The sequence below is a fragment of the Bacteroides nordii genome (assembly GCF_019930665.1).
GTDB lineage: Bacteria > Bacteroidota > Bacteroidia > Bacteroidales > Bacteroidaceae > Bacteroides > Bacteroides nordii.
This window is the reverse complement of record NZ_CP082886.1, coordinates 5,305,854-5,321,362: the sequence shown is the minus strand read 5'-3', so window position 1 is coordinate 5,321,362 and position 15,509 is coordinate 5,305,854. Positions and strand designations below refer to the sequence as shown.

Sequence of the window (15,509 nt, the reverse complement as noted above, 5' to 3'; positions counted from 1 at the left end):
ATATTTATTATTCATCCAAAATTTAACTACTATGAGACGATTTCTTACTATTGTAACTGCCATGTCTCTGGCAATAACAGCATTACATGCACAAGAGCCCAACATTTATGCCTCCGGACTGAGTGCAAATGCAGTTGATAACACGAATCAGGAAGTGAAAATTTCCTATACACTAAATGCTCCGGCTACGTCATTAACAATTATTCTTCAGAAAGAGACGGCCCCCCCTCACGAGATTCAGATTACTGAATCCGAAGCATTAACAAAGGGGAACCATACAAATATCTCTGTCGATTTGAGTACAGTCCCCACAGGAAATTACACATGGAAATTAAAAGCAACCGGAACTGAAACAAGTAGCGAACCGATTCTCATCGGCAATACTACCGAAACTCTTACAACACCTCGAGGGTTGGCTATCAACAATAATTTCGATAGTCCCTATTTCGGTCACATCTATGTTACTGATTCTAAAAATAAAACAACCGACGGAGGTATATATGTTTTTGATGCAGCTTTCGCTGATATCACAGGGCAAGGAGAAAATGCTTGGTCCAGAAACTTTTCAGATAGTCCTGCAAGTCCGTTACGGTTAACTGTAGCACCCGATGACAGAATTTACATTACCGATTGGAGCGATAACGAAACCAGTGGTGTACACATCTGGAATCCTGCAACTCCCACTACAGACGCGGTTTCCGTATTTGGAGGAACAATTACCGGTGGAAATGCAAAGGAAGGTGAAGTATTTATTCACGGTTCGGTTTCACATTGCTATATAACAGGAACAGGAGCAGATACCAAACTTTATACCTATGACGAAGATCTTCCGCAAAAAATCAATTTATACGAAATCGGAAATCTGGATTCTCCTTGGGTCGATGCCCCGACTCCCCTTACATATCCCGGCAGCATAGCCAATGGAAATGGTATGATTTTTCCAGATGACAAAGGAGGCTGGTGGGTTGCACAGCACAGGGCTACCGACCCTGTAAGCGGAGTTAATCCCGGATTAATCCATATGAATTCTTCAGGCGTGGCAGATTATAGCTCTATGGGAGCATTAGGAAGCAACACCCGAGGTGTAGTAGGCTTAAATACAGATCAAAGTTTAGTAGCTACCGCAGGCACTATCGATGAAAGAAACACACAGGGGCAAATACATATTTTTGATGTCACTTGGGACGATAATAACACCCCTGCCTTATCATCTAAATACGTTATTAATACTCCTTTTACAAGTACCTGCTATACAGTTGTATTTGACGTTGCCGGTAATGTATATGCAACCGGTGATAATAATGCATTAGGTGTATGGGCGCTTCCCAAGACAGAAAACTCATTTACGACCCCCGCCCCTTCTACTTCCGTACTGGAGATAATCAACACAGCAGTGGGCGTCCACACCGCGACTAACGACAAAGTTGTGGAATCCGTTTCATACAATACGCCGGCAGGTATTACCGTCCCAGCTGATGCCCAAGGCCTATTATTGAAAAAAACAACGTACACCGACGGTACCACAAAAGTAGATAAAATTATAAACAAGTAATTAACAAATTTACAAAACAAAAGTCCTATGGATAATATGAAATTAAACATGCAATATATCGATTACGCCAGGCATATGCGGAACAGAATATTCTTGTTTGCCTGTCTGATAATGGTATCGGTATACGCAATTGCACAAGAGAAAGGGAAAAGTGTAACAGGTACTGTCACTGACAGTAATGGCGAATCGTTAATCGGTGTATCGGTCAAAGTGGCAGGTGCTCCTATCGGCTCTGTTACTGATATTGACGGCAGATATAAGATTACCGTACCATCGACTACATCTGTTCTACAATTCTCCTATATAGGTTATGTATCCGTACAAGAAACAGTAGGTTCTCGTAGTATCATTAATGTCAAAATGAGAGAAGATTCCAAAGTGATTGACGAAGTAGTTGTGGTAGGTTATGCCACCCAACGCCGAGCTAATTTGACCGGTGCAGTAGGTACAGTGGATATAGCCAAACAGTTGGAAAGTCGCTCACTGACAGATGTAGGCCGTGGTTTACAGGGTTCAACCCCGGGCCTAACTGTCACCACTACTTCGGGACGTATCGGAACAACACCCAAAATCCGTATTCGCGGTGATCAGGGTACTCTATTGAACGAAGACAGCGGTGCTTCACAACCGCTTATTTTGGTCGATGGCGTTGAAGTAACCGATTTGAACATGGTCAATCCTGACGATATTGAGAATATCTCGATACTGAAAGATGCCGCTTCATCCTCCATTTATGGTTCACGGGCTGCCTTCGGCGTGGTACTGATTACAACCAAATCAGGACAGAATAGTGATAAATTTACAGCTACTTACTCCAACAACTTTGCATGGACCTCTCCCATCGGTTTACCTAAGATGGCCAAGTCTTACGAGTCGGCTGCCATGGCATTAGAAGCATGGAGACGTAATAACCCCAACGACTCGGAATTTGTAGGTGATGCCGGAATGAAATGGGATAACGATGCTATTGAGCGGATGAAGGAATGGGAACGTAATTTTGGCGGTATGAATCTTAGCCCCGAGATGCTGGCCGGACGCGATTTTGAAATTACCGACAAAGGACTTCGTTTTTATCGTTCATGGGATCCATTCGATATGTACATCCAAAATGGTTTTATTCAAAATCATAATTTATCGGTGACCGGTAAGTCTGGTAAAACCAGTTACCACCTGTCTTTAGGTTATATGGGTAACGAAGGTGTTTTGAAAGTGAATAATGACCAATACGACCGCTATAACGTTACCTTCAAGACCGAAACAGAAATTGCTAAATGGTTGAAAGTACGTTCACAACTAATGTTCTCGCGTACTGTACTGGAGACTCCATTCACTTATTCGAGCTCAACTTACGACCCCTTATATTACATATACCGTTGGCCGGTGATATATCCGTACGGAACATATAACGGACAACCGTTCCGCAGTGCTCTTACCGAAACAGCACAAGCCAATAAAAATAGTGATGCTACAAACAATATGCGCTTTACATTGGGAGCTACATTAAAGATTACAAAAGGTTTATCATTGGAAGCTGATTATTCGTACATAACCAATAGCCGTCTCCGGCAACTGCGTGGAGGTAAGGTAACGGCCATTGATTTTTGGTCAGGTGACATTAACAATCTGACAACCTATACTGCATCATCTTACGACAAATACGATCAGTACAACTATTTAACTAATCATCATACTGCTAATGCAGTTTTACGATATAGTAAAGAATTCGCCGGTAAACACAACCTAAGCGCTTTTGCCGGTTTTAATCTCGAATATGAGGATTATAACTATTTAAATGGTGAAGCTCGTGAATTGTTAGATCCGAGCAAGCACACCATTTCAACAACTTCTAATAATGAAGGTACACGATTTGTTTATGGTTCACAAAGTGACTGGGCTTCCGTAGGTTTCTTTGCACGTATTAATTACTCGTTGAAAGACCGTTATCTCTTAGAACTGAATGGACGTTATGACGGCTCATCTAATTTCCCTCTCGACCAGTTATGGGGATTTTTCCCTTCCGGCTCGATTGGATGGATTCTCAGCGAAGAATCATTCATGCATTCTTTGCAGCCTGTATTAAGTTTTGCAAAACTACGTGCCTCTGTCGGTAGTATAGGCAATCCTAATATCGGTGCCGACCGCTTCAGGGCAATATTGTCATCGGTTTCGTCTGGTTGGAGTATCAATAACGTCAATATGACCACTTTCGGACTTCCGCAAACTTTGGCAAAGGGTTTTACATGGGAAAATATCGTAACAAGCGATTTAGGTATTGATTTGCGCTTCTTAAACGGTCAACTCGGTGCTTCGTTCGATGTTTACAAACGCGTAAACGATGGAATGGTAGTACAAGGAAACGAGATGCCTTCCGCTTTCGGTGCTTCGGCTCCTTATAAAAATATTGGCGAACTGACTACCAAAGGTTGGGAATTAGCGTTGGACTTCAACCACACATTCGCAAATCAATTAAAGCTACGCGTTAATGCCAATATTTCAGATGCCCGCACTGTAATAACCAAACATCCGAACAGAACTAAATCACTTAATGGCAGCAACTATGAAGGTCGGGTACTTGGCGAAATCTGGGGATTTGAAACCGACCGTTTCTTTACCGCAGACGATTTCAATCCGGACGGAACCTTAAAAGCCGATATTCCTGATCAAAGCCGTTTTTTAGAATATAGCGGAACAAGCGGTATTGCAAGTTATTTACCAGGTGATATCAAATATAAGGATCTGGATGGCAATGGAGTGATTGATCGCGGTGATTTTACGGCTGATAATCATGGTGACCTGAAAGTAATTGGTAACTCTACTCCACGCTACGAATACAGCGGACGTATCGGGTTAGATTACAAAGGTTTCGATTTGGATATATTTTTCCAGGGAGTAGGAAGCCGTCAAATTTGGGCAAGCGGTAATTTAATCATTCCGGGCTACCAATTCGGAGACGGAGTGTATTACGCACATCAAACAGATTACTGGACACCCGAAAACCCGGATGCTTTTTATGCACGTTTGTCTAAAATGAATCAACCGTCCCGTTATGCGGAAAGCGGAGGTAACTACATGCCTCAGACCAAATATCTGCTTAACATGTCATATTGTCGTCTGAAGAGTTTAACCCTCGGATATTCGTTACCGACAAATCTAATCCGAAAAGCTTTTCTAAACAAAGTACGCGTATATGTCAGCGGTGAAAACCTATTCACTATCGACAAACTGGGCGATATTCCTCTTGATCCCGAAACCAATACCTCTTCCGGAGACGGTGGCACACAAGGATTCGGTCGTATCTACCCATACGTAAGGACATGGTCATTCGGACTTCAAGTATCGTTCTAATATATCACCAATTAAAAATATTACAGTATATGAAAACATATAAATTATTATTGCTATTAGGATGTGCATTATTCGTTTCTTGTAATGATTTCCTCGATCGTCCGCCTGTTGACAAATTTACCGATGAGGAATTTTGGCAAACCGAAACCCAGGCACGGCTCTTTTTATACAGTGTTTATCCAACGTTGTTTGGAGGATTTGGGACAGCTCAAAACCCCAGTTGGTTGGAAGATGTAGGCGACGATGCCATATCGGCTCCTATACAGAATCCATATGCACCGAATATCATACCCGAAACAGATGGTGGTTGGGGATTTACCAATGTCCGGAAAGCCAATTACGTAATAGCCAGTGCTCCCCGTCTGAATGAACCGGAAGCAACTATTAATCATTGGTTAGGTATCGGTCATTTTTTAAGAGGTTATTTCTACAGTAGCTTAACTTTTCAGTACGGTGATGTGCCATGGTTCGACAGAGTGTTACAGCAAAGCGACGAGAAAGAAGATATGGATTACCTATATAAAGACCGCGATCCACGCAACTTTGTAGTAGAAAAAAACATAGAAGATTTCAAATTTGCATTGAATAATACAGTACGGGTGAACGACGGTAAGTTACAAATCAACCGATATGTGGTGGCGGCGCTTGTTTCCAGGGTTATGTTACGCGAAGGTACATTCCAGAAGTACTACCTTCAGGATATTGAAATGGCTGAAAAATGCCTTGAGCTTGCCAAAACTGCTTCTGAAATAGTTATGGCAGGCCCCTATCAATTGGCTCCTAACTATAAATCGCTATTCACCTCCGATGACTTATCCGATAATCCGGAAATAATCATGTACCGTGAGTATTCCGATAAAACCGTGAAGCACTACATGGTAAACCAATGTTATGACATAGAGCAGAATGGTGCAAGCAAATCACTGCTCGAAAGTTTCTTACGTAGTGACGGATTCCCTGTCTTTTACAACAATGAATACTGGTTCGCTCCCACCGCTACCGATTTCTTTACTAATCGCGACCCACGCTTGTCGTACAATTTTCGCCCCAAATATTATCCTGTCGGTGGAAATAATGCTCCTTACAGCTATTCGCGTTCGGGCTATTCTTTGAGAAAATTCACAGATGACGAATGGGAAAGCAGTAATCCCAATCTCAAAAACCGTGGACAAAACATTACCGACGCCCCCTGCCTTCGTTTAGGTGAAGTACTCCTAAACTATGCTGAGATTTGTTACGAGTTGGAAGCAATTACCGGAAAAGACATCTTCAATCAAGAGGTATTGAATTCGACCATCAACAAGTTACGCGCCCGTGTAAATATGCCCAACCTGGAAGAAATCGGTGGTGAGCCTGCTATTAACGGCGTGATTTACGATGACCCGGTACGTACAAAATGGGAACCGACCAACGATGTATCGCCTATGTTGTGGGAAATTCGCCGCGAACGCCGCGTAGAACTTTGCTATGAAAATGGGCTACGCTCAGCGGACTTAAAACGTTGGAAAAAACTTGATTACTTGTGCAATCAACACAACCCCGACTACCGTTATGGCGCCTACATTGTATTGGACGATTTTCCCTCCGCCGTAAAAGACGGTATCGTTCTTACGGGGATTATCAGCCCTGATGCCGGGCAAGATGCAACGTTGTCCGAAGGATATATATTGCGAAATACGGGAACAGCGCGCGACTTACCGCAACCGAAAAATTATATAAAACCGGTTCCTAATAATCAAATCAGTTTGTATAAAAGCTATGGTTACACGCTTTCTCAAACAAAAGAATGGCAATCTGAAAATTAAATATACATATGAAAGGAATAAAATATATATTATTACTGCTATTGCCGGCATTGGCCATAACAGCATGCAAGGATGACGACTCGATTGTAGAAAATCCTTCCGGAGAGACATTAATTTACAACCTGTATATCGCCAATGGCGGGTTATCCGGAGGTATCCGTTATAACGCTGCTTACGACGACGCAACCCGTACTCTTACATTTAATAATGTAGCAGCCGAAACCGATGTTCAACGCATTAAGTTCGGTGGGAAAATTTCGTTGGGAGCTCATTTTGATGCAGATTCTTACAATTTTTACAAGCCGGAAGCTCCCAATGAAAAAATATTAAAAGGTAATATTACCCTCACCAGTGGTGAAAACGTGGCCAATTACAATGTGGTAATCAACCTATCCGACCCCGCGTCCGCACCATTGGTAAGCAAAATTGAAGTGGAAACATCAACAGGAAGTGTAATCAGCGGACTGATTGACCCGGCAGACAAGATGATTTACCTCAATACACCGAACGAAGAACAGGTTACCCTGAAAAATATTCTGCTCGTACCTACACGTACGTCTTATACACTGACTACGGCAGACGGTAATGTCATCAGAAGAGATAACCCAGGTACTATAGAATTAAACTTCCTGGGAATGACCGATACTTACGAAATTAGTTTCAGTAAATTATTGCCGGGTATTAACTTCTCTGCACCTGTCATTCACGACTTTACCACTAATTCTACTGTCTGGCCGGATTTTGTGGCAGAAGATACCCGAAGTGCCGATTTCGATGGAGAATATGTGTTTATTGTTTCCCGGTCCGGAGGAGTTAACCCTAAATTACTCAAAGCAAGTGATATCCTGTCGGATGGAGTAGTTGCACCTATTGCACTAAGTACAGACGGTATGGCTGGCGGAACTTATGTCATTTCATCAGGACGCTTGGCTCAGGGACATATTTATATCTGTAATCTCACAACCGGTCTGGCAGATACCGATGCCGGAAAACTGAAACTTTATCATTATGCCGATGCCTCTTCAATCCCCGAACTTATTTTGGACTTTAACGGTGTAGTTGACGAATCCATTAAAGCTACAGGACGTTTTGGTGATAACATGTCACTGGATTTAGATGAAAACGGTAATGGTTATGTCTATTTTATAAATCATACAGGAGCAGGAGTTTTACGGTTTACAATAACAAATTTCCAAACTGTAAGTGAAGCAAAATTCATTTCAGACATTGCCAGTGCAACCTATTATGCTTGTTACAATAAAGTAGATAATGAAGAAGCTTACTTATTCACAAGTACTACAATAACCCCTATTCAGCTACGCGATAAAGATGGCGGACTACTGGCTTCTATTGATAAGATAGGAGATGCAGGACATGGAACCGATGCTCACATTGTGAATTACAACAACGGACGTTACTTAATGTTCACCTCCGGTCGTCAACAAAGTTCCTGGTCTTTCCCAATGTTATATATTTACGATATCTCAGAAGGATTCAGTACGGTACCCGCTTTCAACGCTTATAATGAGAAACATCCTGACCCGATCTACACCTATAAGTTAGGCGAAGCCACTCAAGCAGCTTGTGCAGGTATCACCGCATGGGCTACCGTAGAAAGCAAGCTTGTTATCTTAACAGCCGGTCCTAAAGCTGGTTTTGCTTTAATTGAGTTTCCAAAAAACGAAGAATAGTACTCTTTACAACAAAGATACGTCAAAAGCTGGATAAAGTTATCAATTTATAACTACAGAAACACAGATTTACGTAAATTAGCGCAAATTCAATTTAATCTTTGCGTAAATTAACGTTAATCTGTGTTTTAATAATGTACCTTTTATCATATTAAAATAATAATTATATTCACAATCAATCTTCATCTATTATATTCATTCCGATTTTACCCTAATAAATATATCTTTAAACCACTTTTTATTTATTCAGATAAATGGCATATAAAATTCGAGGCAAATATTTATAATTATTTTTCAAAACAGAAAAACACATAAAAGGCTAAAAGAGGAAATGAAAGACAAAGAAATATAACAACAAAAACAACAAAGAACAATCCATTGATTATCAAATAGTTAAATATTGCATTTTTTCCTCTACCATTATCTTTGCCATGGAAAACATAGTTCTTTATGAACGTTAATAAGAATAAATTTCTTAATATTGTCTCGTAAACAAGAAAGCCTCCATATGTCGCGTTAGCTTACTTCCTCTATTAATCTTTTAGATTATTCCTCGTATTAAGCACGACATATTTATTGAACCTAAGCCAGAGAGTATTTCGGGAGTTGGATCCCATTATCATGGTAGTAGCCGTTCAATATCGGAGACCTTCACTAAATAAAAATGTTATGGTACAAATTTATGGAATTGATTTGGGAATGTCAAGCTTTGACGTTAGTTTTTTGAGTGAATCGGGCAGTGTCCGTCATTTATCCGGTGTAAAGAACACGGTTCATGGGATCAGCAAGTTTCTTCTCTCCTTGCCTTCCTCTGCCGTTCTTTGTGCGGAACATACAGGCGTTTATGGGGACCTACTGCTTCGTCTGTGTACTTTAAACCGGACATGCCTGTGTTTTGTTCCGGGTTATCAGATAAAGCATAGTCTGGGGCTTCAGCGTGGTAAATCCGATCCTCTGGATGCCTGTCGTATCCGTGAATATGCCGAACGTTTTTATGACCTTCTCAGACCTTGTTTCTATCCTGGGGAAGAGATGTCTGAACTTCAGGAATTGTATCGTACACGCTCTCTGCTGGTGGAATCTCGTAAGCGCCTGGACACTTTAAACATAGGTGATAATTGTAAATCTTCTGTTTCCCTGGCGGCCGACCATGCACGGAGAGCTGTTCTTGCGGAGTTAAATACCCAAATATCCGGGCTTGACCATGAGATAGAAGCCCTCATACAAAACTCTTCCGAATTCAGCAGGAATTATCAGATTCTTACCTCCATTGTCGGTGTAGGACCTGTGACCAGTTGTGAGCTGATAATAAAGACAGAGAATTTTAGAAAATTAGACACGGCTAAAAAATGTGCTGCTTACGCAGGTATCGCTCCTTATCCAAAAGAATCGGGAAAGATGAAATGTGGACATAAAATATCGCCAATGGGTGACAAACAATTGAAAACACTGCTTTTCTTATGTGCACGTTCGGCAAAGGAGCATAATAAAGAAATAAGATTATACTTCCTAAAAAAGCATAAAGTGGAAAAGAAGCACTTTTTCGTAGCGATGAATAACATTGCCAATAAGTTATTGCGGCTGATTTACAGTCTGATTCAAAAGCAACAGACCTATGACAGGGATTATATACAAAGAGACCCGAGATGTGTTGTGATTTCAGATACACATAAATGCTGAAAAAGGAACAAATGGACCGTTTAGGTAGTAAATATTCAAAACAAGTAGACGGTTTTATAATACATTGATAATTAATACATTATATGAGAGATTATTTTCTCGTAGAGAATCGACTCGTTTCTCTACGACAAACGCTTCGATTCTCTACGAGAAACGGGGCATTTATCACCGAGAAATAAATGAAACATCCATAAGATATAACAATTGGTATAGTTACGAAAGTAGAGTCAGTCATTAATTGTAATGAAAAAGAAAACATAGTGAAGAAAGGACATATCTTTCGTAGTTAACATTTATTAAAGCAATATTCTGCGGAAACATTTGGTTTTAATAGAGTATACGAGGAACGACTCAAAACTCTACGAGAAACACTCAATTCCTCGTAGAGTTTCGAACGTTTTCTCTACGACAAACAGTCCGAAAATTTATAAGACATTACATTTTTCCATAAACACCCAAGAAGAGGATTCATTTCATTGTAACAAATTATCATCTACTATAACAAGCATTTATTTTAAACTGATTCCTCTAAAACAAAAGTGTACACTTTATACACGCAAGAATGTACACTTTCGCAATATAATAATGCACACTCTTATCATACAAAAGTGTACATTCTTGTAATCGTCCTATATTCAACAAAGTACAGAGATAAAATACAACCTTCTCATTCCATTACCCCATCCAATAAATATATTTACATTCTACTAAAATATGCTTTAAAACGCAAGATTGTCAATTTGCAAATTATTGATTATAATTACAAAAATATAAAAATATATGTTTCTAATATTAAAACATATATTATCTTTGCAGATAAAGAACTCTCCCTTATATAATATATTATGAAAAAGATTCTATTTATAGTCATTTTAGCGTTCATCACTCTCCACTGCCAGGCAAAACAAAGCCGGGTGATTGTAGGTGCAGAACAAACGAATGACTATTTACCTATATTAAAGAATAAGAGAATTGCTGTTTTTTCAAATCACACCGGTATGGTGGGAAATAAGCACCTGCTGGATGTATTATTAGAGAATAAGATTAATGTAGTTGCAATTTTCTCTCCGGAGCACGGCTTCCGTGGTAATGCAGATGCAGGAGAGCATGTTTCAAGTTCGGTAGATCAAAAAACAGGGGTACCTATTCTATCGTTATATGATGGCCAATTGGGTAAACCCAGTGAGGATTCCATGCGCAAATTCGATTTGCTGATAGTCGATATACAAGACGTAGGTTTACGATTTTATACGTATTATGCCTCTATGGTACGCCTGATGGATGCCTGCGCGGAGTATAACCGTAAAATGCTGATTCTGGACCGTCCCAATCCAAACGGGCATTATGTAGACGGCCCTATTTTAGATATGAAATATAAATCGGGAGTTGGCTGGCTTCCTATCCCGGTAGTACATGGGATGACTTTGGGAGAATTAGCACTCATGGTTAATGGTGAACGCTGGTTGCCGGCTTCCCGTATCTGTGACATTACAGTAATAAAATGCAAAAACTATACCCACCAGAGAATGTATCAGCTGCCTATCCCTCCCTCTCCTAACCTACCCAATATGAAAGCAGTATACCTCTACCCGTCTATTTGCTATTTTGAAGCAACTCCCGTCAGCTTAGGAAGAGGCACACAATTGCCTTTTCAGGTATACGGTCACCCCAATATGACAGGATACAGTTATAGCTTTACGCCACAAAGCACATCAGGAGCCAAAAACCCTCCCCAACTTGGCAGGCTTTGCCACGGTGTGAATTTAAGTGAGTTAAGTGAGGAAGAAATAAGAAAAAAAGGAGTAGATTTGAGCTACCTTATTGACGCTTACCGAAACCTGAATATGGATGATTACTTTTTCCGCCCATTCTTTGAACGACTGATAGGTACGGATTATGTCCGCAAAATGATCGAACAAGGAAAAGATGCCGATGAGATTAAAGCAATGTGGAAAGAGGACGTAGAAAAGTTTAAAGTACAACGCAGACCTTACCTTTTATATGAAGAATAGCCGTTTCTCTCTGTTTTTTATCTTAAATTGTTAAACTATAAAAATGTAAATTGCCCCATGAGTCCAATTGCCATCTTAATTACTATTGCAGCCTATTTCGTTATCCTGTTCACAATCTCATACATTGCAGGCAGAAAAGCCGATAATGAAGGTTTCTTTGTAGGGAATCGTAAATCAACCTGGTATGTAGTAGCATTTGCCATGATTGGTTCGAGTATATCAGGAGTTACATTTGTGTCGGTACCGGGTATGGTTGCTGCAAGCGGATTCTCTTATTTACAGATGGTACTTGGTTTTGTTGCAGGACAAATTATTATAGCCTTTGTTTTGATACCGCTTTTCTACCGGATGAATTTAGTATCCATCTATGAGTATCTTGAAAACCGATTTGGAATTTCTTCTTATAAGACAGGTGCATGGTTCTTTTTTATTTCAAAAATGCTGGGAGCAGCCGTAAGATTATTCCTTGTTTGCCTCACACTACAGCTACTTGTTTTTGAGCCTTTCCACCTCCCGTTCATACTGAACGTGATTATCACCGTAGCTCTTGTTTGGCTCTATACTTTCCGTGGAGGAGTAAAGTCATTAATATGGACAGATTCATTAAAAACATTTTGTCTGGTGGTATCTGTAGTACTATGTATATATTACATTGCTTCCGATCTTAACCTGGGTTTCGGAAGTATGATTGCTACTATATCCGAAAATGACTTCTCACGCATGTTTTTCTTTGATGACGTGAACGACAAACGTTATTTCTTCAAGCAATTTTTGGCAGGAGTATTCACCATGATTGCCATGACAGGACTGGATCAGGACATGATGCAGCGAAACCTAAGCTGCAAGAATTTCAAAGATTCACAAAAAAACATGATCACCAGTGGTATCTCTCAATTCTTCGTCATCTTACTATTCCTTATGTTGGGAGTATTGCTCTATATATTCACAGCCCGGCAAGGCATTGAAAATCCGGAGAAGAGTGATGAGTTATTCCCGATGATAGCTACCGGTGACTATTTTCCTGCCATCGTAGGAGTTCTGTTTATCATCGGTCTGATTTCAGCAGCCTATTCTGCAGCCGGTTCGGCACTGACCGCCCTGACTACCTCATTTACAGTAGATATATTAGGCGCTAAAAATAAAGCGGAAAATGAACTGGTAAAGATACGTAAACGTGTGCACATCGGTATGGCAATAACGATGGGGGTTGTTATCTTTGTATTCAATCTGTTGAATAACACAAGCGTGATTGATGCCGTTTATATTCTTGCCAGCTATACTTACGGCCCCATCCTGGGACTTTTCGCCTTTGGCATTTTCACCAAAAAGCAGGTTCGCGACAAGTATATTCCCTGGGTAGCCATTGCCTCCCCCATCCTATGCTTCATATTACAGAAAAACTCAGAAAGATGGTTCAACGGGTATCAGTTCAGCTATGAATTGCTAATATTCAATGCACTATTTACTTTTATCGGACTCTGCCTGCTCATAAAAAAGAGCAAATAACAAATTATTTTAATCCAAAACAAAAAACACACTCAGATGAACAGAAAAGTATATACCTGTATCGCATTCCTATTTGTAGTGTACACTACAATTCAGGCGCAGGCAGGAGAGCATTTTCGTTTCGCTCTTCTCACAGATATTCATGTCACGAATAAGGGAACAGCCTTTGAAGATCTCCAGAACTCCATCAATCAGGTGAACAAGACACAAGGAATTGATTTTGTACTGGTAACCGGAGATATAACCGAAGAAGGAGATCGTGCCTCTATGAAAAAAGTAAAAACAGCTCTCGGGCAACTAAAGGTGAAATATTACATCATTCCCGGAAACCATGAAACAAAATGGAGTGAAAGCGGTGTGACCGACTTCGGACATATCTTTGGCGGAGAGCGTTTTAAATTTGAGCACAAAGGCTTTCTCTTTTTAGGATTCAACTCCGGCCCGTTAATGCGCATGGCAGACGGCCATGTAGTGCCTCAGGACATTACATGGTTGAAAGACGAACTGAAAAAGGCAGGAAAAGAAAAGCCTGTATTTCTGGTTACCCACTATCCGCTGTTAAAAGGAGATGTGGACAATTGGTATGACGTAACTGATGCAGTGCGCCCCTTTAACATCCGTGCGTTCATGGGTGGGCATTATCACAAAAATCAGTTTTTCTCTTATGACGGTATTCCGGGAATTATCAACCGTTCCAATCTGCGGGGGAAAGATCCGGTAGGCGGATACAGTGTCTATGAGATAACTCCCGATTCTGTATTCGTTTATGAACAGAAAATTGGTGAACAACCTAAAAAGTGGTGCGCACTCTCCTTAACAAAACCATACTACAATGCGAAAGGAGCAACAGACAAATATCCCGATTTCTCTGTCAACAAAGAATATCCACAGGTAAAAGAAAAATGGCTCGTACAAACGGGGGTGGGTATCTATTGCTCACCGGCCATAGAGAAAGAACAGGTTTTCGTTGGTGACGACATGGGCATCTTAACCGCCTACAGCCTGAAAAAAGGGAAAAAGCTCTGGAGTTTCCGCTCCGGCAACCGTATTGTTGGTACTCCTGCCGCAGCCGATGGTATCGTTGTATTTGGCTCTGCAGATAAACATATTTATGGTTTGAATGCCGAAGACGGAACATTACTCTGGAAAATAGAAGCCGGAGAACCGGTGTTGGGAGCTGTAACGATAGACAACGGAATAGCCTACATAGGTGCCAGTGATCATACCTTCCGTGCCATTGACATCAGGACCGGGAAACTCATATGGGCATATACAGGCGTAAAAGGCTATATAGAAACCCGTCCGCTCGTTGAAGGTGACAAAGTGATCTTTGGTGCATGGGACAATACGCTCTATGCTTTGAGTAAAAAAGAAGGTAAAGAGTTATGGAAATGGACGGGCGGACTGACCCGCATGCACTTCTCTCCTGCGGCAGTATGGCCGGTAGCAGCAAATGGCAAAGTTTTCATTACCGATCCTCAACGTGCCATGACCGCCATTGATCTGGAAACCGGAGAAACCGTATGGCGTACTTTCCAGTCCACCGTACGCGAAACAATCGGTCTATCTGCCGATAAAGAACGGATATACAGTAAAACAATGAATGACAGCATTGTCTGTTTTTCAACGAAAGGCGATAAACCGGATCAACTGTGGAGTTCCAACGTCGGTTTTGGCTATGAGCATGCCCCTTCCATGCAAGTAGAAAAAGACGGAGTGATGTTTGGCAGCACCAAAGGAGGACTTATCTTTGCATTGGAACCACTGACAGGCAAGATATTATGGAAGCATAAAACAGGCAACTCACTTATCAGTACGGTTGTTCCTATCAACCGCCACCAGGTGTTATTCACCGCAACCGGAGGCGAAACCGGATTATTGGAATGGAAAGAATAAAAACAATAATAAAGAACTAAGA

The 15,509-nt window shown here is 40.9% G+C and carries 8 protein-coding genes; all 8 read left to right on the top strand.

Features of this window, described 5'->3' with window-relative positions; translation table 11 throughout:
• Positions 1-31 precede the first annotated feature (31 nt).
• Positions 32-1,552 carry an NHL repeat-containing protein gene (locus K8P02_RS20435; protein ID WP_025868230.1) on the top strand — a complete coding sequence of 507 codons (1,521 nt, stop codon included), beginning with the start codon at positions 32-34 and terminating at the stop codon, positions 1,550-1,552.
• A 27-nt stretch (positions 1,553-1,579) separates the two neighbouring features.
• Positions 1,580-4,897 carry a SusC/RagA family TonB-linked outer membrane protein gene (locus K8P02_RS20430; RefSeq protein ID WP_044158588.1) on the top strand — a complete coding sequence of 1,106 codons (3,318 nt, stop codon included), beginning with the start codon at positions 1,580-1,582 and terminating at the stop codon, positions 4,895-4,897.
• A gap of 29 nt (positions 4,898-4,926) precedes the next feature.
• Positions 4,927-6,702, top strand: coding sequence for a RagB/SusD family nutrient uptake outer membrane protein (locus K8P02_RS20425; RefSeq protein ID WP_195660519.1), 1,776 nt, complete (start codon positions 4,927-4,929; stop codon positions 6,700-6,702).
• A gap of 8 nt (positions 6,703-6,710) precedes the next feature.
• Positions 6,711-8,393: a DUF4623 domain-containing protein gene (locus tag K8P02_RS20420; RefSeq protein WP_025868232.1), complete on the top strand. Its 1,683-nt coding sequence runs from the start codon at positions 6,711-6,713 to the stop codon at positions 8,391-8,393.
• Positions 8,394-9,062: 669 nt separating this feature from the next.
• Complete coding sequence (locus K8P02_RS20415; RefSeq protein WP_025868355.1) at positions 9,063-10,073, top strand: IS110 family RNA-guided transposase; 1,011 nt, start codon at positions 9,063-9,065, stop codon at positions 10,071-10,073.
• 845 nt (positions 10,074-10,918) lie between these two features.
• The gene (locus tag K8P02_RS20410; RefSeq protein ID WP_223381770.1) at positions 10,919-12,085 is read left to right on the top strand and encodes an exo-beta-N-acetylmuramidase NamZ family protein; all 1,167 of its coding nucleotides are present in this window, start codon (positions 10,919-10,921) and stop codon (positions 12,083-12,085) included.
• A gap of 57 nt (positions 12,086-12,142) precedes the next feature.
• The gene (locus K8P02_RS20405) at positions 12,143-13,591 is read left to right on the top strand and encodes a sodium:solute symporter (protein WP_025868141.1); all 1,449 of its coding nucleotides are present in this window, start codon (positions 12,143-12,145) and stop codon (positions 13,589-13,591) included.
• A gap of 36 nt (positions 13,592-13,627) precedes the next feature.
• Complete coding sequence (locus tag K8P02_RS20400; RefSeq protein WP_025868140.1) at positions 13,628-15,487, top strand: outer membrane protein assembly factor BamB family protein; 1,860 nt, start codon at positions 13,628-13,630, stop codon at positions 15,485-15,487.
• The last annotated feature ends 22 nt before the right edge of the window (positions 15,488-15,509 follow it).

Bases quoted from the DNA above. Each gene is read 5' to 3' on its own strand.
- K8P02_RS20415 (WP_025868355.1), top strand. From the start codon at position 9,063: ATGGTACAAATTTATGGAATTGATTTGGGAATGTCAAGCTTTGACGTT.
- K8P02_RS20435 (WP_025868230.1), top strand. From the start codon at position 32: ATGAGACGATTTCTTACTATTGTAACTGCCATGTCTCTGGCAATAACA.
- K8P02_RS20400 (WP_025868140.1), top strand. From the start codon at position 13,628: ATGAACAGAAAAGTATATACCTGTATCGCATTCCTATTTGTAGTGTAC.
- K8P02_RS20420 (WP_025868232.1), top strand. From the start codon at position 6,711: ATGAAAGGAATAAAATATATATTATTACTGCTATTGCCGGCATTGGCC.
- K8P02_RS20410 (WP_223381770.1), top strand. From the start codon at position 10,919: ATGAAAAAGATTCTATTTATAGTCATTTTAGCGTTCATCACTCTCCAC.
- K8P02_RS20430 (WP_044158588.1), top strand. From the start codon at position 1,580: ATGGATAATATGAAATTAAACATGCAATATATCGATTACGCCAGGCAT.
- K8P02_RS20405 (WP_025868141.1), top strand. From the start codon at position 12,143: ATGAGTCCAATTGCCATCTTAATTACTATTGCAGCCTATTTCGTTATC.
- K8P02_RS20425 (WP_195660519.1), top strand. From the start codon at position 4,927: ATGAAAACATATAAATTATTATTGCTATTAGGATGTGCATTATTCGTT.